15 protein-coding genes are annotated in these 26,771 nt (G+C 74.4%); 7 read left to right on the top strand and 8 right to left on the bottom strand.

All coding sequences use genetic code 11. From position 1 onward, the window contains the following. Positions 1–42: 42 nt before the first annotated feature. Positions 43–3,144: an AfsR/SARP family transcriptional regulator gene (locus ACZ6S8_RS25090; RefSeq protein ID WP_469459261.1), complete on the top strand. Its 3,102-nt coding sequence runs from the start codon at positions 43–45 to the stop codon at positions 3,142–3,144. 69 nt (positions 3,145–3,213) lie between these two features. Here ACZ6S8_RS25090 and ACZ6S8_RS25085 read toward each other — a convergent pair whose 3' ends face one another. Further along, entirely contained in the window at positions 3,214–3,459 is a 246-nt protein-coding gene (locus ACZ6S8_RS25085) for a hypothetical protein (protein WP_469459259.1), read from the bottom strand. 210 nt (positions 3,460–3,669) lie between these two features. On the opposite strand from ACZ6S8_RS25085, the gene ACZ6S8_RS25080 reads away from it, so the two are divergent. The 6 genes from ACZ6S8_RS25080 (at position 3,670) to ACZ6S8_RS25055 (ending at position 12,817) form a co-directional block, all read left to right on the top strand. Next, a complete protein-coding gene (locus ACZ6S8_RS25080) occupies positions 3,670–5,556 on the top strand; it encodes an AfsR/SARP family transcriptional regulator (protein ID WP_469459258.1) in 1,887 nt (628 codons plus the stop codon). Between the two features lie 94 nt (positions 5,557–5,650). Further along, on the top strand, positions 5,651–8,950 hold the full coding sequence (locus ACZ6S8_RS25075) for a non-ribosomal peptide synthetase (RefSeq protein ID WP_469459257.1): 3,300 nt from the start codon (positions 5,651–5,653) through the stop codon (positions 8,948–8,950). A 46-nt stretch (positions 8,951–8,996) separates the two neighbouring features. Beyond that, on the top strand, positions 8,997–10,406 hold the full coding sequence (locus tag ACZ6S8_RS25070) for a serine hydroxymethyltransferase (protein ID WP_469459256.1): 1,410 nt from the start codon (positions 8,997–8,999) through the stop codon (positions 10,404–10,406). Further along, a complete protein-coding gene (locus tag ACZ6S8_RS25065; protein ID WP_469459255.1) occupies positions 10,403–11,095 on the top strand; it encodes a DUF2461 domain-containing protein in 693 nt (230 codons plus the stop codon). Before ACZ6S8_RS25070 ends, ACZ6S8_RS25065 begins: the two co-directional genes overlap by 4 nt. Further along, complete coding sequence (locus ACZ6S8_RS25060) at positions 11,092–12,210, top strand: threonine aldolase family protein (protein WP_469459253.1); 1,119 nt, start codon at positions 11,092–11,094, stop codon at positions 12,208–12,210. The genes ACZ6S8_RS25065 and ACZ6S8_RS25060 overlap by 4 nt, the downstream gene beginning before the upstream one ends. 25 nt (positions 12,211–12,235) lie before the next feature. Further along, positions 12,236–12,817 carry a GNAT family N-acetyltransferase gene (locus tag ACZ6S8_RS25055; protein ID WP_469459250.1) on the top strand — a complete coding sequence of 194 codons (582 nt, stop codon included), beginning with the start codon at positions 12,236–12,238 and terminating at the stop codon, positions 12,815–12,817. Positions 12,818–12,918: 101 nt separating this feature from the next. Here the strand turns inward: ACZ6S8_RS25055 and ACZ6S8_RS25050 are convergent, their stop codons facing one another. From ACZ6S8_RS25050 to ACZ6S8_RS25020, 7 genes are all read right to left on the bottom strand, one after another. Next, a complete protein-coding gene (locus ACZ6S8_RS25050; RefSeq protein WP_469459248.1) occupies positions 12,919–14,064 on the bottom strand; it encodes an acyl-CoA dehydrogenase family protein in 1,146 nt (381 codons plus the stop codon). Then, positions 14,061–15,251: an acyl-CoA dehydrogenase family protein gene (locus tag ACZ6S8_RS25045; protein ID WP_469459246.1), complete on the bottom strand. Its 1,191-nt coding sequence runs from the start codon at positions 15,249–15,251 to the stop codon at positions 14,061–14,063. The genes ACZ6S8_RS25050 and ACZ6S8_RS25045 overlap by 4 nt, the downstream gene beginning before the upstream one ends. A 10-nt stretch (positions 15,252–15,261) precedes the next feature. After that, positions 15,262–16,668: a condensation domain-containing protein gene (locus ACZ6S8_RS25040; protein ID WP_469459244.1), complete on the bottom strand. Its 1,407-nt coding sequence runs from the start codon at positions 16,666–16,668 to the stop codon at positions 15,262–15,264. Continuing rightward, entirely contained in the window at positions 16,668–20,024 is a 3,357-nt protein-coding gene (locus tag ACZ6S8_RS25035) for a non-ribosomal peptide synthetase (protein WP_469459242.1), read from the bottom strand. The genes ACZ6S8_RS25040 and ACZ6S8_RS25035 overlap by 1 nt, the downstream gene beginning before the upstream one ends. Then, positions 20,017–24,111, bottom strand: a complete 4,095-nt coding sequence (locus ACZ6S8_RS25030) for a non-ribosomal peptide synthetase (protein WP_469459240.1) — start codon at positions 24,109–24,111, stop codon at positions 20,017–20,019. The genes ACZ6S8_RS25035 and ACZ6S8_RS25030 overlap by 8 nt, the downstream gene beginning before the upstream one ends. Positions 24,112–24,334: 223 nt before the next feature. After that, entirely contained in the window at positions 24,335–25,609 is a 1,275-nt protein-coding gene (locus ACZ6S8_RS25025) for an MFS transporter (RefSeq protein ID WP_469459238.1), read from the bottom strand. 89 nt (positions 25,610–25,698) lie between these two features. Next, positions 25,699–26,769: a winged helix DNA-binding domain-containing protein gene (locus ACZ6S8_RS25020; protein WP_469459237.1), complete on the bottom strand. Its 1,071-nt coding sequence runs from the start codon at positions 26,767–26,769 to the stop codon at positions 25,699–25,701. Positions 26,770–26,771 lie beyond the last annotated feature (2 nt).

Below are 26,771 nucleotides of genomic sequence, written 5' to 3'. Positions count from 1 at the left end.
AGAGTGCTGGGACCGCTGGTCGTCCAGACCGATGAGGGACCGTTGCGGATCAACGGACGGCGCCAGGCGACCGTCCTCGCCATGCTCGTCCTGAACGCCGACCGCGTCGTGTCGGTGGACACCCTGGTGGACTCCGTCTGGCCCGAAACACCCCCCGCGACCGCCCGCAACCAGATCGCCATCTGCGTCGCCACCCTGCGCAAGTCCTTCAAGCAGGCCGGGGTGTCCGACCTGCTGATCACCTCGCCGCCGGGCTACCTGCTGGCGAAGGGCGAACACCGCATCGACGTGCAGGAGTTCGCGGAGCGCTCCGAGCAGGGGCGCGACGCCGCCCGGCACGGACGGGCCGAGGAGGCCTGCGCGCTGTTCGAGGAGGCGCTGAGCATCTGGCGGGGCGCCGCGCTCGACGAGCCCGCGGGCTCCCGCCTCGAGGCCGAGGCGATCCGGCTCGAACAGATGCGGCTCGCGCTGATCGAGGAGCGCGCCGGGCTGATGCTCCAGCTCGGCCGGCACCGGGCACTGACCGGCGAGCTCGCCGAGCTGGTGTCCCGGCACCCGCTGCGCGAGCAGTCCCGCGAACACCTCATGCTGGCCCTCTACCGGTCGGGCCAGCGCGCCGAGGCCCTCGACGTGTTCCTGCACGGCCGGCGGCTGCTCATCGAGGAGCTGGGGATCGAGCCCGGGCCCGGTCTGCGGCAGTTGCACGACCTGATCCTGCGGGACTCCCCGGAGCTGACCCGGCCGACGACCGCCGAGCCCGCCGCGCCGACCGCCCTGCACACCATTCCGGCGCAACTCCCGCCCGATGTGATGGCGTTCACCGGACGGCAGCGGGAAATGGCGGCCCTGGACCGGCTGTTACGGGAGCCGTACACCCCCCACACCCCGGCGCTGGCGACCATCGTGGGCGTCGGCGGGGTGGGCAAGACCGCACTGGCCGTGCACTGGGCCAGCCAGGTGGCCGACCGCTTCCCGGACGGCCAGCTCTTCGCGGACCTGCGCGGGTACGACGAGGAGAACGCCCCGGTCTCCCCCGCCGCCGTGCTGGACCGGTTCCTGCGCGCCCTCGGGATCGGCGCTCCGCAGATCCCGGCGGACGCCGACGAGCGGGGCTCCCTGCTCCGCAGCCTCCTGAGCACCCGCAAGACGCTGATCGTCCTGGACAACGTCCGCTCCTTCACCCAGCTCAGACCCCTGCTGCCCGGCGGCGGCCGCAGCGTGGTGCTGGCGACCAGCCGGGAGAGCCTGGGCGACCTGACCGGCGACTACACGGCGCTGCGCATCCGGCTGCCGATGCTGGAGCCGACCGAGGCGACAGCCCTGCTCACCAAGCTCGCGGGCGCCGAGCGGTTCGGCAGCGACCCGGTGGCGGTGGAGCAGCTGGGCGCGCTGTGCGACTGCCTTCCGCTGGCACTGCGGATCGCCGGAGCCCGGCTCGCGGCCAAACCCGGTCTGAGCGTGCGGAACCTGGTGGACCGGCTCCGCGACCAGCGCCGGCGCCTCGACGTGCTGAGCCCGGGCCAGGGCGGGGTCCGGGCCGGGTTCCGGCTCACCTACCGGGACCTGCCGCCGGAGGCGGCCCGCATGTACCGGCGGCTCGGACTGCTGCGTACGGCGGACTTCGCGTCCTGGGCGGGGGCGGCCGTACTGGACACCGACGTGTGGCACGCGGAGGAACTGATCGACCAGCTCGTCGACGCGCAGCTGCTCGAGGTCGCCGAGACCGAGCCGGGGCGGGCCGCCCGCTACCGGTTCCAGGACCTGTTGAAGCTGTTCGCCCGGGAACGGGCGGAGTCGGACGAACCCGCGGACGAGATCGACGCCGCGCTGGAGCGGGCGTTCGCGGCCTGGCTGTGGCTGGCCGAGGAGGCGCACCGGCGGATGGACGGGCGGGAGTTCCCGGTCGGCCGGGCGGCGGCGCCCGCTCCGCGCTACCTGCCGGAGCTCGCCGACGAGCTGTTGGCCTCGCCCATGGACTGGTTCGAGTCGGAGCGCACGGCCGTGACCGACCTGGTCGCGCACGCGGCGGAGACGGACCGGGTCCGGTACGCGTGGATGCTGACGGAGAGCGCGGTTCCGCACTTCGAGACGAAGAACTACCTGGAGGACTGGCAGCTGTGCGCCGAGCAGGCCCTGTCCTCGGCGCGCCGGACCGGGGACGTGCCCGGCGAGGCGACGATGCTGCGGCTGCTGGGCTCCCTGGCGATCTACCAGCGGCGCTACGAGCAGGCCGAGGGCTGGAACATGGCCGCCCTGCGGCTGTTGCGCAGCACCGGGGACGCGGGCGGTGCGGCGCTGGCGCAGCGGAACCTGGCGATGTGCGCCCGGTTCCAGGGGGACTGGGAACGGGCCCTGGAGTTCTGCGAGGCGGCGCTCGGCGGGTTCCACGACGCGGGTGACACGGGCAACGAGGCGCACCTGCTGGGTTTCCAGGCCCAGATCGAGCTGGACCGGGGCAGCGCGGAAGCCGCCCTGCCGCTGGCGGAGCGGGCGTTGGCGCTGAGCCGGCGCACCGGGTCGGTGCGGGCGGAGGCGCAGTCGCTGTACCGGCTGGCCGAGGTGCGGCTGCGGGTCGGGGACTTCGACGAGGCGTCCGAGTCGTTCCGCTCGGTGCTGCGGCTGACCCGGGGCGAGGGTGACCGGGTCGGGGAGGCGCACGCGTTGCGCGGCCTCGGGCAGGCCCAGTGGAGCCAGGGCCTGCTGTCAGCGGCGGGAGAGACGCTGCAACAGGCCCTGGAGATCACTGGTGAGCTGGCGGACCGTTTCCTTTACGCACGGGTGGAGACGGATCTCGGGTGCGTCGAGGCGATCGGCGGCCGCCCCGCGGAGGCGGCGGAGCGGTTCCGGCGTGCCTGTGCCGCGTTCGGGGAGGTGGGGGCCCAGCCGTGGCGGGCCCAGGCGGGCCGGCTGCTGGCGGCGGTGCAGGGCGCGGCCGGGGAACCGGGTGACGGTTCCGGAACGGGCGGCGCGGGAGGGCGGGACGCTACCGGAGGGCGGGACGCTACCGGAGGCCGGGACGGCGCCGGTGGCCCGGGTGGTGCGGATGGCCGGGGCGATGCGGGTGGCCTGGCCCTGGAAGGGCGGGCGCATCGTTCCTTCACTCCGGAGGAGCTGACCCGGCTGCTGGTCGACCCCGCGCACTGAGTCCGCGGCGCCGAAGGGCGCCGAGCGGCGGTCGCGGTCCGGTCGACCCGGGGGACGTTCCGGGCGGTGTCAGCCCCAGGGCATGTCCTGGGTGCGGTCGCCGTGCCGGCCGAGGTGGCCGGCGCCGCCGTGGCGCGGGGGGTCCAACGGCTTGACGACGCCCCAGGGCATGTCGTCCGCCAGCACGGTGGTGCCCGTCCCCTGCGTGGCGGCCAGCGCGCCCCCCGATCCCACGAACACTCCGGCGAGTACCACCAGGCAGGCCGCCGCCGTCTTGGTCGTCTTCGCCGTCTTCGCCGCGTGGGTGCTACGCATCGGGAATCCCCTCTCGGTGGAGCATCTGCGCCGCTCGCTGCGGCATGAATGGAACAGTAGGGACGCCTCCTTTTCGTTCAATGTTCCAGCGATTTCATGACGCCCGCCGCCCACGAAATCGACACGATATCGAGGAGACAACGGACTCCACTAGCTTCGTTCGGAGATTCTTCCCATGAATCACGGATGGGGCGGTAGATGGAATTCCGAGTGCTCGGGCCAGTCGAGGTACGGCGGGACGGCCGGCGGGCCGCGTTCTCCGGGGCGAAGCTTCACACCGTGCTCGCGGCGCTCCTCGTGGCCCGCGAAGAGGTGGTCTCCGACGAGCGGCTGTGCCGCCTGCTGTGGGGCTGGGCTCCCCCGGCCACCGTCAGCGCACAGCTGTACACCTATGTTTCGCGTTTGCGCAAGATCCTGGGCGGCGATGTCCTCATCGACCGCAGGCCACCTGGATATGCCATGAGCATTGGAAATGCCACGCTGGATCTCTGGGAATTCGAGGGACTGGCGCGGGACGGCCGGGAGGCACTGCTCCGCGAGGACTTCGAAAAGGCCGGAAATCTCCTGCGCGACGCCCTTGCCCGGTGGAACGGCCTGCCTTTCGCCAACGCGACGGAATATCTCGCCGACGCGGAGGCTCCGCGCCTGATGGAGGCCCGGACCGTGGCGCTGGAGCACCGCATCACCGCGGACCTGGCCCTCGGCCGGCACGAGCAGATCACCGGCGAACTCACCGGTCTGGTGGCCGAGTTCCCCCTGCGCGAGCGCATCCGCTGCCAGCTGATGACGGCCCTGTACAGGTCCGGGCGCCAGGCGGACGCCATCCACCTCTACCACCACGGCCGCGCGGTGCTCTCCGAGGAACTCGGTGTGAATCCCGGGGAAGGGCTCCAGTCCACCTACCGGGCCCTGCTCGACGGCACGCTGGACCGCCGCCCGCGCCCCGGTCCGGCCCTGCTCCCGGGCGCCCGGCCGGGCGGACCGGCCGGTTCCGGCAGGCCGGCGGCCGCGCCCGCAGCCGCGGTCGCACCCTCGATGCTGCCGCCGGACACCGTCGACTTCACCGGCCGGGAGCGCGAACTGGGCCTGCTCTGCCGGGCGCTCGCCCCCGAGAGACAGAGCGCCGGGCGGCCCCGGCGGGTCCTGGTGACCGGTATGGCCGGGCTCGGCAAGACGGCCCTGGCCGTGCACGCGGCGCACCGCTGCCGGCGGGACTTCCCCGACGGGCAGCTGTACGCCGACCTCCGCTCCCCCGACGGCACGCCGCGGCACCCCACCCGGGTGCTGCTGCACCTGCTGCGCGCGCTGGGCCCGGTGGACGACGTACCCGTCACGGCGGACCAGGACCACCTCGTACGCCTCTACCGCGAGCGGACCAGGGGCCGGCAGCTGCTGATCGTGCTGGACAACGCCTCCGGTGCCGCCCAGCTGGGCCCGCTGCTGCCCAACACCCCGGAGCCCGCCGTGCTGGTCACCGGGCGCACGGCCCTGCCCACCGTGGCCGGGGCGCACACCGTGGCCCTCGCTCCCCTGGAGGCCGGGGACGCGCTGGAACTGCTCGCCGCCGCGGCCGGACCCGACCGGGTGGCCGCCGCGCCCCGCGCCGCCTCGGCGATCGTGGAGCACTGCGCCGGACTCCCGCTGGCCCTGCGGATCGTCGGGACGCGGATCGCCGCCCGGCCACGCTGCAGCCCCGACCGGCTGGCCGGCCGGCTCGCCGATCCGGCGACCCGGCTGCGGGAGCTGCACTCCGGGGACCTGGACGTGCACAGCTCGCTGCTGCCGTCCTGGCGGGCCGTGGCGCCCGAGGTGCGGGAGGTGTTCCCGCACTTGGCGGCCCTCGGTCCGCAGCCGTTCCCGGCGGCGGACGCGGCGCTCGCCCTGAACCGGTCGGAGGCGGAGGCGGAACGGCTGCTGGAGGCGCTCGCCGACGCGGCGCTGCTGGAGGTCAGCGGCGCGGACGAGCGGGGCCAGCCCTGCTACCTGTTCCACCCGCTCGTACGGCTCTTCGCCCTCTCCCTCGGCGAGGACGCGGCGGCCCCCGCCGAGCCCGCCGGACGCGCGGAGCATAACCGGCGGCTAACTCACCGCCCCTAGCCTCGCCCTGCCCCGCAGCACGACACCCCCGGGCCGCACCGGTCCCGGGCCGCCGGCCCGTATCCGTACCCGTAACACCGAATGGAGTTGGACCATGACCGAGCTCCTGCCCGCTCGCGCGGACAGTGCCGTGTCCTTCCCGATGACCGAGACGCAGCAGGCGCTGATGATCGGGCGGAGCGAAGCCGTCGACCTGGGCGGTATCGGCTGCTACGGGTACTTCGAGTGGGAGCGCCCGGACCTCGATCCGGAACGCTTCGCCCGGGCCTGGCGCACGGTGGTCGCCCGCCACGACATGCTGCGCGCCATCGGCGGGCAGGACGGCACCTCCTGGGTACCCTCCGAGCCGCTCCCCTTCGACATACCGGTCATCGACCTGCGCGAGCTGTCCGAGGACGCGGCGCGGGACCGGCTGGCCGCGCTGCGCGACGAGATGAGCCACGTGGTCTTCCCGGTCGGCAGCTGGCCGCTGTTCGACCTGCGGATCATCCGGCTGGGCGGCCCGGACGCCCCCGGCCGGATCCACCTGGGCATCGACCTCCAGGTGCTGGACGCCTCCAGCGCCTTCCAGGTGCTCTTCCCCGAGCTGGTCGACCTGTACGAGAACCCGGACGCCGTGCTCCCGGAGCCCGGCATCTCCTTCCCCGAGTACGCCCGCTGGCGCGCCGACGCCCTCCCGCACACCGAGGCCTTCCGCGCCGCGCGGGAGTACTGGGTCGAGCGGATCCCCACCCTGCCGCCCGCCCCCTCGCTGCCCACGGCCGGCGCCGCGGAGGGCGGGGACGGCCACGAGGTCCGCTTCGACCGGCGCGAGCACCGCCTCTCCCCGGCGGACTGGCAGCGGTTCGCGGCGCGGGCGCACGGGGCGGGCCTGACGCCGTCGGTCCTGCTCACCGCCGCGTTCGCCGAGGTCATCCGCTGCTGGGCGGAGGAGACGGACTTCACCCTCAACTACCCGGTGTTCCAGCGCCCGGCAGTGCACCCCGGCATCACCGGCGTGCTCGGCGACTTCACCAACGCGGTGATGCTCGCCGCCGACGGTTCCGGCGCGACCTTCCTGGACCGGGCGCACGCCCTGCGCGACCAGCTCGCCCGCGACGTGGAGCACGGCTCCTTCAACGGCGTCCGCGTCCTGCGGGAGCTGACCCGGCTGCACGGCATGGGCGCCCAGGCCGGGATGCCGGTGGTCGTCACGAGTCTGCTCGACTACCCGGTGCGCAGGCCCGTCACCGACCTGGGCCGCGAGGTGTACTCGATCTCGCAGACCCCGCAGGTCTCGCTCGACGTGCAGCTGCGCGAGCTCGACGGTGAACTGCGCATCATCTGGGACTTCGTCGACGGGGCCTTCTCGCCGGGGTTCGTCGACGCGGCCTTCGGCGTGTACGTGGACCTCGTCGGGAAGCTCACCGAGGACCCGGACAGCCTGCACACCAAGCGCTTCGACCTGATCCCGCCGGCCGAGCGCACCCTGCGGCGCAAGGTCAACGACACCGCCGGGCGGATCCCGTACACCACCCTGCACGAGCTGTTCGCCGCGCAGGCCGAGCGCACCCCCGGCGCCGAGGCCGTGGTCGACGGCGGCCGGCGCCTGAGCTACGCCGAACTGGCCGCGTACGCCTGGCGGATCGGGCGTACGCTGCGCGACCACGGGGCGGCCCCCGGCGAGCTGGTGGCCGTGGTGATGGAGAAGGGCTGGGAGCAGTACGCCGCCGTCTACGGCGTCCTCGCCTCCGGCGCCGCCTACCTGCCGCTGGACCCGTCGGTGCCGCCGGAGCGGCTGCGCCGGCTGCTCGCCGAGGCCGGCGTCGACCGGATCCTCACCCAGTCGTCCCTGGAGTCCCGGGTCAGCTGGCCGCCCACGGCCCGCCGCTACCGCGTGGACCGCGACTTCGAGTCCGGCGACGCCACCCGTCCCGACACCGCGCAGACCCCGGCCGACCTCGCGTACACGATCTTCACCTCGGGCTCCACCGGGGAACCCAAGGGCGTGATGGTCGACCACATCGGCGTGGTCAACCTGGTCCAGGACGTCGCCGCGCGCTTCGGCGTGGGGGCGCAGGACCGGCTGCTGGCCATCTCGGGGCTGCACTTCGACGCGTCGATCTACGACGTGTTCGGGGTGCTGACCCAGGGCGGGACCGTGGTGGTCCCGCCGCCGTTCGAGCACGCGGAGCCCGACGTCTGGGCCGACCTGGTGCGGGCGGAGAAGGTCACGCTGTGGAACTCGGTGCCCGTCCTGATGGAGCTGCTCGTCGGGGAGGCCGAGGTCCGCGAGCGGCGTGACGGCGACCGGCCGCTGGAGTCCCTGCGGCTGTCGGTGCTGTCCGGCGACTGGATCCCGCTGACCCTGCCCGACCGCCTGCGGGCGCAGAGCCCCCGGATCGAGGTGGTGGGCTCGGGCGGTCCGACGGAGACGATCTGCTGGTCGCTGTTCCAGCCGATCGGCGAGGTCGACCCGTCCTGGACGAGCATCCCGTACGGCAGGCCCATCACGAACCAGCGGTACTACGTCGTCGACGCGACGGCGTACGAGCGCCCCCTCGGGGTGGTCGGCGAGATGGCCGTGGCCAGCGACGTCGGGCTCGCGCTCGGCTACTGGAACGACCCGGAGCGCACCGGCAGCCGCTTCGTGAGCCTGCCCGAGACCGGGGAACGCGCCTACCTGACGGGCGACCTGGGCCGCTACCTGCCCGACGGGGCCATCGAGATCCTGGGCCGCGACGACTTCCAGGTGAAGATCCAGGGCCACCGGATCGAGCTCGGCGAGATCGAGGCCGTGCTGCGCCAGGACGCCGACGTCGAGGCGGCCGTGGTCGTGGCCCCGGCCAGCGCCCACGGAGTGCGCCGGCTGCACGCGTTCGTCGTGTCGGGCTCGGGCGCCGACGCGGCGGGACCCGTGCTGGAGCGGCTCGCCGCGCAGCTCCCCGCGTACATGGTGCCGTCCGGGCTCACCGTGCTGGCGGAGCTGCCCCTGACCCGCAACGGCAAGGTCGACCGGCTGCGGCTGGCCGACTCCGCGGGGCGCCAGCAGTCCGCCGCGGACTCGGCGGCCGCCGAGGAGGGGCCGGCCGGTACGGGCAGTCCCCTGGAGCTGGTGCTCTGCGCGGCGGTCGCCGACATCCTCGGCCTGGACCGGGTCGCGCCGGGCGACAACTTCTTCAGTCTGGGCGGCGATTCGCTCAGCGGCACCCGGCTGGCGGGTCTCCTGGGGGACCTCCTCGGGGTCCCGGTGCCCGTCAAGACCGTGTTCCAGAACCCGCTGATCTCCGAGCTCGCCGGGAAGATCGCCGCCGACGAGCAGCACGGTGCGGAGGCGGTCGCGGCCGCCGAGGCGTTCGGCGAACTGGAGGCGGAGGGAACGGACGAGGCCGCCGGGGGCGCCGTCGCCCCGTAGAGCACAGCCCGCACGGTCACCACGATCCGTCCGAGAGGGGACAGCCATGAGTCTCACCCTGCCCGCGCCCGTCACCGATCCCGTGGACGAGGAGGCGCCGCCCGTCGCGGTGGCGCCGCCCGTGCCCGGAGCCGATCCCGACCTGGTCGATTTCGCCGGCCACGCCACCCGGAGGCTGAGAGAGCGCGACTCCGCCCTGTACGCGCTGCTGGCCCGGGAGTCGGCCCGCCAGCGCGACACCCTGATGATGGTCGCGGCGTCCAGCGTCGCCGACCCCTCCGTCCTGGCCTGTGAGGGGAGCGCCCTCGGCAACCTGACCGCCGAGGGCTTCCCCGGGAACCGCTACCACGCCGGGTGCGGGGTCGCCGACGAGATCGAGCGCCTGGCGATCGAGCGGGCTTGCAAGGCCTTCGGCGCGCAGGACGCCATCGTGCAGCCGCACTCCGGCTCCTCTGCGAACCTGGCCGTGATCACCGCGCTGCTCAGCCCCGGCGACAGCCTGCTCGGCCTGGACCTGGACTGCGGCGGCCACCTCACCCACGGCTCCCCCGCCTCGGTGACCGGCCGCTACTACCGGGCCCACGGCTACCGGGTGACGCCGGACGGGCTGCTCGACTACGACCAGATCCGCGAACTGGCCCTGGAGCACCGCCCGAAGCTGATCGTCTGCGGGGCGAGCGCCTACCCGCGCAGCATCGACTTCGCCCGTTTCCGGGAGATCGCCGACGAGGCCAACGCCTACCTCCTCGCCGACATCTCGCACATCGCCGGCCTGGTCGCGGCCGGGCTGCACCAGAGCCCCGTCGACCACGCCCACGTGACGACGACCAGCACCTACAAGCAGCTGTACGGCCCCCGCGGCGGACTGATCCTGCTCGGCCGCGACGCCCGCACCTCCGGTCCGGAGCGCGGCACCCTGGCCGCGACGCTGCGCCGCGCCGTGTTCCCCTTCACCCAGGGCACGCCCGACCTGGCGTCGGTGGCGGCGAAGGCGCGGGCCCTGGACTTCGTGGCCAGCCCCGACTTCGCCGAGATCGCCAAGCGCCTCGCCGACGGGGCGCAGGCGATCGCCGAGCGGCTCACCGACCGGGGTCTGCGCCTGGTCACCGGAGGTACCGACACCCACATGGTCCTGCTCGACCTGCGGGGCACGGGCGTCACCGGCGACGTGGCCGAACAGGCCCTGGAGTCCTGCGGGATCGTCGTCAACCGCAACCGGGTGCCCGGTGACACCACGCCCGTGCGCGTGACCGGAGGGCTGCGGCTGGGCACCAACACCCTCGCCGCCCGCGGGATGGACCGCACCGTGGCCGCCGAGTGCGCCGACCTGGTCGCGGACGTCCTGGAGGAACTGCGCGCGCCGGGCGGAGTCCTGCCGGACGCGGTGCGGGACCGGGTGCGCGCGAAGGTCTCCGAGCTGTGCGCCCGCCACCCCCTGCCGGGGTACCTTCCGTGACCTTCGGCGGCTTCCCGCCCTCGGCACTGCGCCTGTACGAGGACCTCGCGGACGACAACGACAGGGACTCCTGGCGGCTGCGCCACCGCGAACGGTACGAGCGCGACGTGCGCGGGCCGATGGACGGGCTGGCCGCCGAACTGAACACGGTGTTCGGGGAGCGGTCCGGGCCGGGCGGAGTGCAGGTGCTCGGCCCGGTGCGCGACACCCGGATGTCGCACGACAAGTCCCCGTACAAGACCTACCAGGGCGCCTACCTGGACCTGCTGCCCTGTCTGGGCCTGTGGGTCCACCTGGACCGGCACGGGCTGTACGCCTCCGGCCGCTACTACCCGTACGCCGGCGCCGAGGTCGCCCGGTACCGCGCCGCCGTCGAGGAGGAGGACGGCGGCGCGGAGCTGGCCGCGATCACGGGCCGGCTGGAGCGCCGGGGCTTCACCATCGGCGGCGACCGGCTCAAGTCCCGCCCCCGGGGCGTCCCGGCGGACCACCCGCGGCTGGACCTGCTGCGCCACCGCAAGATCGACGCGGGCCGCCGCTTCGGGCCGGCCGACGGACTGCACACGGCCCGCGCCGCGGACCTCGTACGGGAGACCTGGCTGGCGGTACGCCCCCTGCTGGACTGGGTGGCGGCCCGCGACCTCACCCCGCGCCCACGCGAACAACAAGGAGTTGACGAAGCGTCATGAACCCCCCGACCAACCACCGCCCCGACCCGGGGCCCGACATCGGTTCCACCGCCCGCACGCCCCCGGCCGTCGACCTGCGCAGCGACACCGTGACCCGCCCGGGCCCCGGGATGCGGGCCGCGATGGCGGCCGCCGAGGTCGGCGACGACCTGTTCGGCGAGGACCCGACGGTGCGGGCCCTGGAGGACCGGCTCGCCGGCCTGTTCGGGTTCTCCGCCGCCCTGTTCGTGCCCTCGGGGGTGATGGCCAACCAGATCGGGCTCCAGCTGCTCGTCGGCCCGGGCGAGGAGCTGGTGTGCGACGCCGAGGCGCACATCCTGGCCCACGAGGAGGCCTCCCCGGCCCGCTACGGCGGGATCCAGACGCGGACGGTCGCCGCCGACCGGGGCGTGCTCACCGCGGCCGCGCTGGCCGGGGTGATCCGGCGCGGGAACCCGTACACGCTGGGCACCCGCGCGGTGGAGGTCGAGCAGACCCACACCCGGGCCGGCGGCACGGTCCATCCGCTGGAGACCCTGCGCGCGGTACGCGAGCTGACGGAGCGGGCCGGGGTCGCGGTGCACATGGACGGCGCCCGGATCTGGAACGCCATGGCAGCGACCGGCACTCCGGCGGCAGCGTACGGCGCGACCGCCGACTCGCTCGCCGTCTGCCTGTCGAAGGGACTGGGCGCACCGGTCGGCTCCGTGCTGCTGCTCGCGGCCGCACAGCTGCCACGGGCCCGCAGACTGAGGCACGGCCTGGGCGGAGGCATGCGGCAGTCGGGGATCCTGGCGGCCGCCGGGCTGTACGCGCTGGACCACCACGTGGAGCGGATCGCCGAGGACCACGCCCACGCGGGTCTGCTGGCGGCGGGTCTGCGGGACGCGGGGTTCACGGTGCGCCGGCCGGAGACCAACATCGTCCTCGCCGAGGCGCCCGGCGCCGAGGCGGTCGTCGCACGCGCCGCACGGGAAGGAGTGCTGGTGACCGCGCCCGGACCGGACGTGATCCGGCTGGTCACCCATCTGGATGTAGGACGGGAGGCGTGTCAGCGTGCCCTGGAGGTCCTGGCCGCGGCCAGGATCGAAGTCGTCCCCGGGGTGCGGAACTTCGCACCCGCGGGGCACTTGTAAGAGCGGAAGAGAGTGAAGTAGCGGCATGAGTTTAGAAGTACGGCCCGCCACGGCGGATCTGTGGGACGACGTGCGCAAGGTGCTCCAGCCGAAGAAGAGCGCGCACACGTGCTGGTGCATGGCGTGGCGGCTCTCCACGGGCGACTACGGCCGGATGACGGCGGACGAGCGGGGCGAGCACCTGCGCACCCTCGCGGAGAAGGCCGATCCGCCGCCCGGTGTCCTGGGCTTCGTGGGCGGTGAGGTGGCCGGCTGGTGCAACGTGGCGCCCCGCCGTCAACTCGACCGGCTCACCGCCTCCAAGACGATCACTCCGGTGGACGACCTGCCCGTGTGGTCGGTCACCTGCTTCGTCGTGCGCAAGGAGTTCCGCGGGAAGGGGGTCGCCTCGGGCCTGCTGGAGGGGGCCGTCGAACACGCGCGCTCCCACGGCGCGCCCGCCGTCGAGGGTTATCCGGTGGACCCGGAGGGCGGCCGGGTCAATCCGACGCTCGCCTACGTCGGCACGATGGACATGTTCGAGCGGGCCGGCTTCCGCCGGGTCACGCGGACGGAGGCGAAGAGCGACAAGCGGCACCGCTGGGTCATGCGCCGCGACCTGGAGTGAGGTGTTCCGGGCGGGGCCGGGTGATCCGGCCCCGCCCGGGAGGGGAGGGGTTCCCGCAGGGCGGGGACCCCTTTCCCGTACGGCCCCGTACGGCGGCCGCCTCAGGGGGTGTGCGCCGCGGTGTCCCACAGCTGGGCGGGACGTCCGCAGCGCATGGCCTCCCAGGCCGCGCGCCGGTAGCAGCCGGCCACCAGCCCGTCGCGGACCAGGCCGGAGGCGCCGTGCAGGTGGACCGCGTCGCGCGTCACGTCGAGGGTGGTCTCCGCGGTGAGCGCGATCAGCCCCGCCGCCTCCCCCGGCGTGAGGCGCCCCTCGTCGAGGTCCCGGGCGGCGTCGCCCACGGCCCAGCGGACGGCGTCCAGCCGGGCCAGCAGTCCGGCGACGCGCAGCCGCGGCCCCTGGTGCTTGACGAGGGCCTGGCCGAACTGCTGCCGGCCCCGGATCCGGGAGACGACCGCGGTGAGCGCGGCCGCCGTGATCCCGGCCAGCAGGGACGCCTGGTGGACCGCCGCCCGCAGTCCCGCGCGGGCGAGCGCGTGTTCGGCGGCGAGGCCGCGCAGGAGGACCGACTGCGCCGGGATCCGGGTCTCGTCGAAGACGGCGCTGGAGACGGCGCCGCCGCCGTGGTCGCGCAGCGGGCGTACCTGGACGCCCGCCGCGGGCAGCTCGACGAGCACCACGCACGGGCCGTCGGGGCCGCTCGCCAGGACCAGCAGGGCGCCCGCCCCGACTCCCGCGGCGAAGGGGCCTCCCGCGCCGGTGAGCACGACGCCGCCGGTGTCCCCGTCGGGCTTCCACGTGATGCCCGGCGGTACGGCGCCGCGCGGGTCGGGCAGCCGGCCCGGTACGGCGAGGGGCAGTTCCCCGGTCCGCACCCGGTCGAGCAGGGCGTCGGCCGATTCCGGTGCGAGCGGGCCGAGCCCGGAGACCAGGTCCAGGGCGAGCAGGGTGTCGGGCAGCGGGACGGGCTGCATGGAGTTGCCCGCCTCCTCGCAGACCATGGCGAGGACCGCCTGGCCGAGGTCGAGGCCGTCCTTCTCGATGGGCAGCGCGAACTCCCACGCGCCGACCTGCGTCAGCGCCTCCCAGGCGCCGCCGGGGGTGTCCCCGTCGACCTCCAGCCCCTGCCGCACGGTGAGCCGGAGCTGCCGGAAGAGGGAGTCCTCGTCCTCCCGCTCGCGCCACCGCTCGGGCGCCGCCGGCGCTCCGCCGCCCGTCCCGTTCCCGTTGACCGACTGTGGTGTCACGGCCGTACCTCCGCCCCTGAGTCGAGACGCAGCCGGGCCAGCGTCTCCAGCATCATTTCGGCGGTGCCGCCGGATATGCGCATTCCCGGGGCTTCGCGCATCGCCGAATCGAGTGGGTGTGCCACCCCGTCGACCTCGGGGTCGTCGAGGGTCATGCTGCGGTCGCCGTCGAGTTCGGCGGCCCACCAGGCCACCTCGGCGGCGAGTTCGGTGGTGTACCACTTGGCCGCGGCGGCCTCGTCCTCGTTGAGCTCCCCCCGGTCCAGGCGGGTGAGGACCCGGCGGACCAGCGTGCCCGCCGCGAGCAGCCGGGCGTTGAGCTTGGCCAGGCCGATCTGGTCGTGCTGGCCGGCCTCCAGCCGGTCGGTGTGGGCCTCCAGCCGTTCCACGGCGGCCCGGTACCAGCGCAGCGCCTTGACGTAGTAGTCCAGGCCGGTGCGTTCGAAGGCGAGCGTCTTGACGACGATCGCCCAGCCCTGGCCGGTCTCGCCGACGACGTCGTCGGCGGTCACGGCCACGCCGTCCAGGGTGACCTCGTGGAAGGCGTCGTCCATGATGCCGGGGATCTGCCGGATGGTGACGCCCCGCTGGGCCAGGGGGACGAGGAACAGGCTGAAGGCGTCGTCCTCGCCGCGGGCCAGGCACAGCCCGTAGTCGGCCATCCGGGCGAAGAGCGAGTGGACCTTGGTGCCGTACAGCTTGTACCCGCCCTTCCCGTCGGAGACGGCGCGGGTGGAGAGGATGTTGAGGTCCGAGCCGGCCTGGGGTTCGCTGAACAGCACGCAGCCGAAGGCGGTGCCGGCCGCGAACCCCGGCAGGTGCCGGGCCTTCATCGCCGGACTGGCGACGTTGAGCAGGGTGGAGCCGACGATCTGCACCGTGAGGGTGTGCAGCAGGTCGGGCACGTCGTGCATGGCCAGTTCCTCGACGAGGACGGCGGCCGCGACCTGGCTGACGCCGCGGCCCCCGTACTCCTGCGGCCACTGGGGGGCGAGCAGGCCCCGCTCCCCCAGGGCCCGGTGGACGGGTCTCGGGTCCCGGGTGCGGCGGGCCTCGGCGACGGGCGCGGAGACCAGGATGTCGTGGACGTCCTCGCGCAGGGCCCGCATGGGGGTGCGGGGCACGTCGGCTCCGCTCCGTACGAGCCCGCAGTCCGCGGGCGCGCGGTAGAACTCGGTGGTGAGCACGGGCAACTCCCTAGTGCCGGGGGGTGAGCGGGGATGCGGGGGCGGTGTGGGCCCGGTCCAGTACCTCCTCGATTCCGGTGAGCAGGCCCCGCACGTCCTCGGGCGTGGCCGCGTGCCGGTTGTACTCGGCGGTGCCGCCGATCTCGCCGTCCCGTTCGACGAGGCCGACGCAGGCGAGGGCGGCGGCCGGGTCGGGACTGTAGAGCTCCAGGTGGCGGGCCGGCGGGCCGGGCAGCTGGCCCACTTCGATGCCCGGCAGGTCCAGGGGGACGGCCGGATAGTTGTGGAGGGCGAACAGGACGTCGTACGGCGGGGGCGCGCCGTCCGCGAACAGGACGTCCACGGGCAGCCGCTGGTGGCCGAGGGCGTCCGCGACGGCGGCCCGGGTGCGGTGCAGCAGCTCCCGGAAGGTGGGCCCGCCCGTCAGGTCCAGCCGGATCGGAACGACGGTGGTGAACTGTCCGACGGCGCCTTCGAGCGCGCCCGCGAACCGCCCCGCGGCCGGGGTCCCGATCACCACCACCCCGGTACGGCCCTCCCGGCGGGCCAGTACGACGGCCAGCGCGGCGAGCAGGGTCATGAACGGGGTGGCGCCCTCGGCCGCGCCGATCTCCAGCCCGCGGCCGACCGGCCCGCGGGCCAGGCGTACGGGCAGGTGCCCGCGCTCGAATCCGCCGGCGGCCCTGCGGGCGGGCGGGTCCGCGGCGAACACGGCCCGGCGTCGCGCGAGTTCGGCGGAGCCGTCGGGCCCGTCGAGCCACCGGTGCTGCCAGGCCGCGTAGTCGGGGAACTGGAGTTCGGGCGGGGGGAGCCGGTCGGTGCACTCGCGGTAGCCGGCGGCGAGGTCCGCGAGGAAGACCCCGGAGGACCAGCCGTCGAAGACCGCGAGGTGCGAGGCGAGGATCAGGACGTGTTCGTCGGGCGCGGTCCGCAGCAGCCGGAACGCGCTGGTGCGGCCGCTCTCCAGGTCCAGGACGGTCGAGGCGCTCTCGGTGATCTGCAGGGCGGTGCGCGCGGCCGCCGCCTCCGGGGTGAATCCGCCGAGGTCGGCCTCGGTGAACCGCAGGACCGGTTCCGCGTCCACCTCCAGCAGCGGCCGGCCCGCGGCGGATCCGGTCAGCCGGGTCCGCAGTGCCTCGTGGCGGCGGAGCACCGCGGTCAGGGCGTCGCGCAGCCGCCGCGTGTCGAGCGGGCCCGTCAGCCGGAGCGCGTGCGAGCCGGTCGCGACGGCGGGGTGGGTGCGTTCGCGCCGCCACAGCCGGGTCTGGAGCGCGGTCGGGGGGACCGGCCCCGCGCCGGAGCGCGGGGCCGGGTGGGCGGGGACGGGCTGCCGGGCGGCCAGCATCAGCCGGGCGAGTTCGCGCTTCGCCTCGGGGAGCGCGGCGAGCGCTCCTTCGAACCCGGCCGCAGTGGCCATCAGGGACCGTCCGGGTGCTGCATGGAGCCCAGGAGGGCGGCGGCTTCCTCGTCGCTCATGTTCTCGATCTGCTCGAAGACCGCGAGCAGCCGGTCCTGTTCGCCGGCCGCCTCGGCCTTCGCGCCGCGGACGAGTTCGGCCAGCGCGGCGACGGTCGGGTGGCCGAAGAAGTCGGCGAGGGCGATGTCGATCCCGAACAGGGCGCGGACCCGGGAGACCACGATGGTCGCCTGGAGGGAGCTGCCGCCCAGGGCGAAGAAGTCACCCTCCACGTCCGGGTTCTGCCACTCCAGCAGCGGGGTGAGGATGTCGCGGCAGATCTGCTCCTCGATGGCGTCGCGCGGCGCGGTGCCGCCGGCGCCGGTCTGGTCGGCCGGCAGGGGAAGCGCGGCCGTGTCGACCTTGCCGTGCGGGGTGAGGGGCAGCTCGGCCAGGACGACGACGACCGGCACCATGTAGCCCGGCAGCCGCACGGCCGTGTAGGCGCGCAGTCCCTCGGCGTCGGCGACCTCCGAGGCGTAGGAGCCCACCTGCTCGACGGTGACGTAGGCGGTCAGCATCCGCTCGCCGCCCGCCGCGGGCTGGGCCACGACGACGGCCTGCTGGACGGAGGGGTGTCCGGTGAGGACGGACTCGACCTCGCCCGGCTCGATCCGGTGGCCGCGGACCTTGAGCTGGCGGTCGGTGCGGCCGAGGAAGTCGAGGTTCCCGCCGGGGAGCCAGCGCACCAGGTCGCCGGTCCGGTAGAGCCGGGCGGTCTCGGGCCCGTCGGCGTACGGGTTGTCGGCGAAGCGGTCGGCGGTCAGGTCGGGGCGGCCCAGGTAGCCGCGGGCGACACCCGGTCCGGCCACGCACAGTTCGCCGGGCACGCCGGGCGGGACGGGGCGCAGCCGCTCGTCGAGCACGAAGGCCTGGTGGCCGGGCATGGGGCGGCCGATCGGGGGGTTGCGGTCGTAACTGCCGGTGCAGTCCATGAGGGTGACGGCGACGGTGGCCTCGGTGGGGCCGTAGCCGTTGACGAACCGGCGTTCGCCGGCGGTCCACTCGGCGACCAGGCGGCCGGGGAAGGCCTCGCCGCCGACCGAGACCAGGCGCAGGTCGGGCAGGGCCGCCTGGTCGAGCAGCGGCAGGAGGGCGGGCGGGAGTTCGGCGACGGTCACCGCGTCCTCGCGCATCCGGGCCTGGAGCAGGGCCGGGTCGCGGCGCTCGTCGTCGGTGGCGATGACGAGCGAGCCGCCGGCCAGGAGGGTGGTGAAGAGCTCGAAGACCGAGACGTCGAAGGTGAGCGGCGCGAACTGCAGGACCCGGTCCTCGGCGCGGACCTCGTAGGCCTTGGCGATGGTCCGGGAGAAGTGGGTGACCGAGCGGTGCTCGATCATCACGCCCTTCGGGGTGCCGCTGCTGCCCGAGGTGTAGAGGACGTACGCCAGGTCGCCGGGGGTGGCGCTCGGTGCGAGGGACGGGACCTCGCGGACGGGCGCGGCCGTGCCGGTGTTCACCAGCTCCAGCGGTACGGGCAGTTCCGCGGAGCCGTCGACGAGGGCGTGCCGGACCTTGGCGTCGGCCAGGACCGTACGGGTCCGCTCGACCGGGGCGGACGGGTCGACCGGGATGTAGTGGGCGCCCGCCTTGAGGACGCCGAGCACGCCGGCGACGGCGGCCGGGCCGCGGGCGACACAGACGGCGACCGGGTCGCCGTGCCGGACGCCGCGGTCGCGCAGCCGGTGGGCGATGGCCTCGGACCAGCGGTCGAGGGCCGCGTAGTCCAGCCGGAAGGAGCCGAAGCGGACGGCCTCGGCGTCGGGGTGGATGGTGGCGCGCTCGCGGAACGCGCGGTCCAGGGTGGTCGTCCAGGCCGTCTCGTCGAGGGGGCCGCCGCGGGACAGCTCGCGGGCGTGCCGGGAGGCGGCGGGCTCCTCCACCAGGCTGATGTCGCCGATCCGGACTTCGGGGTTCTGGGCGACCTGCTCCAGCACCTGCTGGAAGGCTGCGAGGAGGGCGGCGGCGGTGCCGTGCCGGTAGAGGCTGGTGTTGTACTCCAGGGAGAGTTCCAGCCCGTCGTTCTCGCCGACCAGGAAGCTCATGTCGAACTTGGCGGCGCCGTCGTGCAGTTGGTCCATGGTGAAGTCGAGGTCGGCGGCCTGTGCGCGGTGCGTGCCCCAGCGTCCGAGCGAGGTGAACTCGATCTGGAAGAGGGGGTGCCGCAGCGGGTCGCGGACGGGGCGGACGGCCTCCACGACCTGCTCGAAGGGCAGTTCGCTGTTGGTGAAGGAGTCCATGACCGAGGCGGCGGTGCGGGCGACGAGCTCGCGGAAGGTGAGCTGGTCGGTGACCTCCGTCCGCAGGGTGATCATCTGGACGAAGCAGCCGATGACCTGTTCCAGATCGGGGTGCGGGCGGGAGGCGCTGGCCGTGCCGACGACGACGTCCTCGGTCCGGGTCCAGTGCCGCATCAGCGCGTTGAAGCCGGCCAGCAGGGTCGTGAAGACGGTGGTGTTGTTGGCGTCGGCGAGTTCGGTGAGCCGGTCCAGCAGTTCCTGGTCCAGGTTCAGCTTCAGGCCGCGGCCGTCGCCGCGGGTCTCCGGGCCGCGGGCGTGGTCGGGCATGACCTCGGTGGCGACGGCGCCGGCGAGGATCTGGCGCCATTTGCCGGCGAGGGCGCGGCCGTGCTCGTCGTTCTCCAGCTTGGCCCGCTGCCAGGCGGCGAAGTCGGCGTACTCCACGGCGAGCGGCGCTGCCTCGGGACGCTGTCCGGCGGCCGCCGCGGCGTAGCTGGCGGTCAGCTCCTCGGTGAAGATCCGGGTCGAGCCCGGGTCCCAGGCGACGTGGTGGACGACCCAGAGCAGGACGTGCCGGTCCTCGGCGAGCCGGACCAGGTGGGCGCGGACGGGCGGGGCGGCGGCCAGGTCGAAGGGGGCGGAGGCGCAGGAGGCGGTGAGCTCGGCGAGTTCGCGGTCCGCGTCCTCGCTGCCCGCCAGGTCGGTGCTCTGGACGCCGAGCACGAAGGAGGGCACGGGCTCCTGCCAGGGAACGCCGTCGATCTCGACGAGTTTGCTGTGCAGCACCTGGTGGCGGGCGACGACGGCGTTGAGCGCCTCGTGCAGGGCGGCCCGGTCCAGCGGTCCGCCCAGCTGTATCGCCAGGGCTATGTTGTTGCGGGCCTTGCCCGCGCCCAGCTTGTCGACGAACCACATCTGCTCCTGCTGGAAGGAGGAGCGGGACCGCGGTCCGTGGTCGGCGCGCTGGAGTTCGATGCGGCGGCCGACGCCGGCCGTCATCTGGTTGCGCATCCGGCCCAGCAGGCGGGACCGCTGTCCCTGGGGCAGCCGGCCGAGCCGTTCGGCGAGATCAGACATGGGTTCCTCCGTTGCGGTGCAGATCGGCCAGCAGGGCGGCCAGCCGGTCGGGCAGGTGCTTGGCGAAGTAGTGGCGGCCGCCGGGGATCACGGCGAGCCGCAGGTCGGACGCGTACCGGCCCCAGGCGCGGTAGCCCTCCTCGTACCCCTCGGTCGCGTCGTCGGCGTCGCCGATGATGCAGGTGAGCGGGGTGGTCAGGGGCCGGTCGTAGCCTTCGGGGGTGCGGGCGAAGAAGCGGGCGGCCTCGGTCATGTCGTGCCGGACCATGCGCAGCACGGCGGTGAGGTCGCTGTCGTCGAGGACGCCGTCGAAGCCGTCCATGGTGGTCAGGTAGGCGACGAGGTCGTCGTCGCCGGAGACGCGCTCCATCTCCAGGGCGTACTCGGGGTCCTCCTCGGGGAGGGCCGCGGCGAGGTCCAGGGCGACCGGCCGCTGCCCGAGGCGCTCCAGTACGTGGGTGGTCTCCAGCGCGGTGACGACTCCGGCGCAGTGGCCGTAGACGGCGTAGGGGCCGCGCACGGTGCGGGCGATCTCCGCGGCGGCGAGTTCCGCGAAGTCGGGGACCGGCAGCATCGGGCCGGGGCGCAGCGGGTCGTGCCCCGGCGGGGAGACCGCGAGGAGCTCGATGTGCGGCGCGAGCTGGGCGGCCAGCGGCTGGTAGGCGATGGCGTCGCCGCCCCCGTGCGGGAAGCAGACCAGGGTCAGGGTGGTGGTCCCGGCGGGCCGTTCCGGGGTGAGCCGGTGCAGCAGCCGGTGCTGTGCGGCTCCGGTACCGCTGCCGGCGAGTTCGGCGGCCCGGGCGGCGAGCCCGGCCGGGGTGGGGTTGCTGAACAGGTCGACGACGCGCAGGGCGGCGGCTCCGCCGTCGGGCAGGGCGGTGGCGACGGCGCGGACGGCGCGGACGGCCGCGAAGGAGTCGCCGCCGAGGGCGAAGAAGTCGTCGCCCGGGGCGACCTCGGCCACGCCGAGCACCTCGGCCCACACGGCGGCGATCCGCAGCGCGGCCGGGTCGGCGTCCGCGTCCGGCGCGGCGGCGGGGCCGCGGGCCGGCTGCGGTCCGGCGGTCCGCGGGTCGGGCAGGGCGCCGCGGTCCACCTTGCCGTTGGGGCTGAGCGGCAGCCGGTCCAGGAGCACCAGGTCGGACGGGACGCAGTGCGGGGGCAGGACGGCGGCGAGCGCGGTGCGCAGGGCCGCCGGGTCCGGGGCGGCGCCGTCCTCGGGGACGACGTACCCGGTCAGCCGGGCGGAACCGGCCGCCTGGCGGGCGGCCACCACGGCCTCGCGGACGCCGGGGAGGTCGCGCAGGGCGCTCTCCACCTCGCCGGGCTCGATGCGCAGCCCGTTGAGCTTGATCCGGAAGTCGGTGCGGCCGAGGAGTTCGATGGTGCCGTCCGCGCCGTAGCGGGCGAGGTCGCCGGTGCGGTAGAGCCGCTCGGTGCGGCCGGGCTCCAGTTCGACCTCGACGAACTTCTCCCGGGTCAGGTCGGGGCGGCCCAGGTAGCCGCGGGCCAGCCCGACGCCGCCGAGGTGGAGTTCGCCGGGGACGCCGACGGGGACGAGGCGGTCGTGCGGGTCGAGGACGAAGGCGAGCTGGTTGGCCATGGGCCGCCCGTACGGGAGCTTCGTCCACGCGGGGTCCACGCGGCCGACCGGGAACTCCACCGAGTGGATGGACGCCTCGGTCGCCCCGCCGAGCGCCACGAACGACAGCTCGGGCGCGAAGGCGCGGATCCGGTCCGGCTGGGTGACGGGGATCCAGTCTCCGCCGAGGAACGCGGTGCGCAGGCGCGGCAGCCGGGGGCCGTTCGCGTGTTCCAGCTGGTCGGCGAGGAGGCCGAGGAGCGCGGGGGCGGAGTTCCAGACGGTGACCCCGTGCCGGTCGACGAGGTCGGCCCAGTGGGCCGGGTCCTTGGCGGCGGCAGGGTCGGGCAGGACGAGCGTGCCGCCGGCCGCGAGGATGCCGAGGGTCTCGTAGACGCTCATGTCGAAGCTCGGCGAGGAGAGGGCGAGGACGGAGTCGCCGGGTCCGATGCCGTGCGAACGGTTCAGGTCCAGCAGGTTGTTGACCACGCCGCGGTGTTCCAGGGCGATGCCCTTGGGGGTGCCCGTGGAGCCCGAGGTGAAGATGACGTACGCGAGGTCGCGGGAGGTCACGGGCACGGCCGGCCGGGTCGCGGGCAGCTCGGCGAGGGCCGCCCGGTCGGTGTCCAGGAGCACCTGTGCGGTGCCGTCGGGCACGGGCAGCCGGCCGATCAGCTCGGAGTCGGAGACGACCAGCGGCGGGGCGGCGTCGCGCAGCAGCAGCGCCAGGCGTTCGGCCGGGTAGTCCGGGTCCAGCGGCACGTAGGCGCCGCCCGCCTTGAGGACGGCGAGGATCGCGGTGACCAGTGCGGGGCCCCGGCGCAGGCACAGGGCCACGGTCCGGTCGGGTCCCGCACCGGCCAGGGCGAGGCGGTGCGCGAGCCGGTTGGCCCGCTCCTCCAGCTCCCGGTAGGTGACGCTCCAGCCGCCGAGGCCGCCCAGGACCACGGCGGGCGCGTCGGGCCGCCGGTCGGCGTGCTGCTCGAAGAGCTGGTGCAGGCAGGCGTCCTGGGGGAAGGGGGCGCGGGTGGCGTTCCAGTCGTCCAGGGCGGCCCGGCGTTCGGCGTCGGTCAGCAGGGGCAGGGCGGACAGCGGGAGTTCGGGGCGGGAGACGGCGCCGTCGAGCGTGGTGAGGAAGTGGCCGAGGAGCCGGTCCACGGTCGGGGCGTCGAACAGGTCGGTGGGGTACTCGACGAGGGCGCGGACGGCGCTGCCGGTGTCGTGCACGCTGATCATGAGGTCGTACTTGGTGGCGTGCGAGGAGAAGTCGATGGGCTCGGTGGTGAGCCCCGCCAGGCCCGGCGCCGTGTCCGGGGTCTCGTCGAGGAGGAACATCACGGAGGTGAGCGGCGGCCGGCTGGGGTCCCGGGGCAGCGCGAGCGCGTCGACGATGAGGTCGAAGGGGAGCTCCTGGTGCGCGTACGCCTGGAGGGTGGTGCGGCGGGTGGCCCGGACCAGCTCCGCGAAGCCGGGGTCGCCGCCGGTTCTGATGCGCAGCGGCAGGGTGTTGACGAAGAAGCCGACGAGGTCGCCGAAGGCGGGGTGGTCGCGTCCGGAGACGGACGTGCCGACGACGATGTCCTCCTGGCCGGTCCAGCGGCGCAGGGTGGCGGCGAAGCCGGCCAGCATCGTCATGTAGAGGGTGGCGCCCTCGGACTTGCCGAACTCCCGGAGCCTGGCGATGAGCAGGGGCGGCAGGTCGATGTAGCGGGAGGCTCCGGCGTGCCCGAAGACGGGCGGCCGGGGACGGTCGGTGGGCAGGTCGACGGGCGCGGCGCCGCCGAGCTCCTCCTGCCAGAAGGACGTGAGCTGCTCCAGGCGGTCGCCGCTGATCCGGCGCCGCTGCCAGGCGGCGAAGTCCGCGTACTGGAGGGCGAGCGGGGCGAGCCGCTCGGCGGGGGCGCCGGTGCGGGCCGCGTAGGCGCGCTCCAGTTCGGTGTACAGCAGGCGCATCGACCAGCCGTCGGTGACGATGTGGTGGAGGTTGAGGACGAGGACGTGGTCGTCGTCGGCGAGCCGGCCCAGCCGGGCGCGCAGCGGCACCGCGCCGGCCAGGTCGAAGGGGGCGCCGGCGTCCGCGTCGTAGAACGGCCGCACGTCCTCCTCGCCGGGCAGTTCGATCACCGGCAGGGGCAGCCGGAACCCGTCGATCACCCGGGGGACGGCCTCGGAGGCGCCCTCCCGGTAGGTGTAGACGGTGCGGAGCACCTCGTGGCGGTCCACGATCTCCTGGAGCGCCGCGTGCAGGGCGGACAGGTCCAGGGGGCCGCGGATGCGGGTGGCGACGGGCACGTTGTACGCGGGACTGCCGGGCTGGAGCTGGTCGATGAACCACAGCCGCCGCTGGGCGAAGGAGAGCACCGGCGGTTCGGCGGGGTCACGGGGGGCCGGCTCGGGGTCCTCGCGTACGGCGGCGCGCCCGCCGTTGCGGCCCGAGAGGGCCTGGAACAGTGCCCGGCGGGACTTCGGCAGTGCGGCTATGCGTTCGGCGAGGGACTCGCTCACCTTGAGCCTCCGTGCGTCTTCGGGAGTCGGGAGAGGGATACGGCGAGGGCGCCGCGAATCGCGGCGCGTCGGTGCGGGTGTGGCGGTGCGGGTGCGGCGGTACGGGGTGTGGCGGTACGGGTGCGCTGCGGGCGGCGGCCGTGCGGCCGCCGGGCGGTGCGCGGAGCAGTGCGGAGCGGGTGCCGTTCGGCCGGCACCCACTCCCGCACCCCCGGGGTGCTGCTCAGGCAGTGATCTTCGGTTCGGCCGCGGCCGGACTGGCTTCCCCGGCGTCGTCGCCGCCGGGCATCTCCTTGATCTTGGAGACCGGTCCGCCCAGCAGCGTCAGGCCGCCGACGATGGTGACGGCGCCGGCCACCGCGAGGCCGGCCGTCAGGCCCACCGCCTCGCCGAGGGCGCCACCGGCGAAGTAGCCCAGCGACAGGGCGCCGTACACCGCCGAGAGGGCGGTGCCGCTGACGCGGCCCATCTGCTCGTTCGGGGTGACCCCCTGGACGAGGCTGAGGACGTGGATGTCGAACATCGGGGAGACGAAGCCGATGACGGCCTGGACCGCGATCAGGCCGACGAAGCCGCCGATGGCGCCGCCCGTCGGGACGACGATGTAGCCGAGGCCCAGCACGACCGCGGTCAGCACCAGGACGCGGCCGACGGTCAGGACCTTGGCGACCTGCTCGGAGAGGACCGCGCCGACGATGACGAAGACCGACATGACGGCGAAGGCGATGCCGACCTGGCCGGGGCTCAGGTCGAGCACCTTGTAGGCGTAGACGATCAGCAGGGCGTCGCCCATGGCGGCGCCGAGGTTGACCACGACGTTGGCGGTGAACAGGCCGCGCAGCACCGGGTTCCCGAACAGGGTCCGCATGCCCTCCTTCATCTCCGCCTTGGCGGAGGCCTTCCGCTCCTCGGTCCGCTCGCGGACGTCGCGGTGGCGGATGACGAGCAGGGCGATCAGCGAGATCAGGAAGGTGAATGCGTCGGCGGTGATGGCGCGCGCGGCGCCGAGCATCTGGATGAGCGCACCGCCGGCGCCCGCGCCGACCGCTTCGGCGACGCTGCGGCTGATCTGGAGTTTGGTATTGCCCTCGATGAGGTTCTCGTTGCCGATGAGCTGGGGGAGCCAGGACTGGTACGAGACTTCGAAGAAGGTGGTGAGGCAGCCGGTGACCGCCGCCACGATGTAGATGTGGACCATGCTGACCGAGTCGAGGGCGAACGCCAGTGGGATCGTGCCCAGGGCCAGGAAGCGGCCCAGGTCGGCGACGATCATGACGGTGCGCCTCGACACCCGGTCGGCCACCAGCCCCGCGACCGGGGCGAGCAGCAGGAAGGGGAGGAAGCGCAGCGCGCCCAGCACGCCGACCTCGAAGGCTCCCCCGTCGAGGATCACGACCGCGAGGGTCGGGAGCGCGAGGAGGGAGATCTTGTCGCCGAAATTACTGACGGTCTGCCCGAACCACAGGCGATTGAAATCGGAATGCCGACCGAGTGCCATGTCGACGCCCTTTTCTGATTGGGTACGGAATTGTCGGACGGCACTGACGCTAGGGACCCCGAGTTAGCGTCCGGTTATGAATCAGCGGACTATAGGCCTTTTGTAGACAGGCTGTGAGTTCCGCTGGAGAACCGGGCGATGTCGGCGCTCTCGCGGGCGAGGGCGGCGGCGACGGCGGCCGTCGGGGGCGCGGCCGAGGGGAAGGGGCCGACGCTCACGCCGGCCCCTCCCCGGCCCCGCGACCAGGTGCCGACGGCCAGGCCGTCGACCAGGACGGTCGCGCGGATCTGCCCGCCTCCGGGCCAGACCCGGCGTTCCTCCGCGGCGGGGACGGACAGGTCCCGGCTGCGGTAGGCGACCAGGTAGTCGTCGTACGCCGGCAGCAGCCGTACGTCCGGCTCCGCGGGGTCCGCCGGGGTCGCGGGAGCCGCGTCCCCGTTCTCCCGTACGGCGGCCCAGGCCGCCTTGCCCGCCGCGGTCCTGAGCCCGGACCAGTGGAGGAAGTCCAGTACGTCGCTGGGGCCGTGGGCGAGGCGGTAGCGGCGGACGAGCTCGCGTTCGGCGGCCGCTCCGGTGAAGGGCGGGGGCCCGCCGGCGGGCAGCCAGTCGTCGAGGAGGACGAAGGTGGCCTCGCCGTCGCGCTGCGGCCCGTGGCAGATCCGGCCGGCCAGCGCCGCACGGCGGATCAGGTGGAAGGCGGACTGCCCCTTGGGCTCCACCCCGAGGGTGGCGAGCCGGTCGGTGAGCTGGGCGCGGGTCAGCGGACCCTCGGCGTCGATCGCGCCGGCGATCAGCCGTTCGGACCGCTCGCACAGGTCGTGGTCCAGGCCGAGTTCGCGCAGCCGCCGCGCCGCGAGGGCGAGGTACGCCGGCCCGAACAGGGCGAGCAGCCAGCGCGCGTCGGCGGCGGGCACCAGGTGGAGGGTGCCGCGCATGAACCAGCCGCGGACCGCGGTGCGTTCGGTGTCGGTGGCCCGCCGCACCGCGTCCAGGGTCAGCCCGCGGGACCGGACCCGCAGCCCGAGCTCCGCCGCGGGCAGGTCCTGGGCCTGGACGGCCAGCACCCGGTCGAGGACGGCGGCGACGGAGTCCTCCCGGACCCCGCCTCCGATCGCCTGTGCGCGCGCCCTGAGCAGCCGGTCGGTCGTACGTCGTTCCACGT

It is taken from the genome of Streptomyces sp. NPDC048461 (assembly GCF_055587105.1).
The sequence above is the reverse complement of the archived record's forward strand: the minus strand, read 5'-3'. Positions and strand labels throughout refer to the sequence as shown.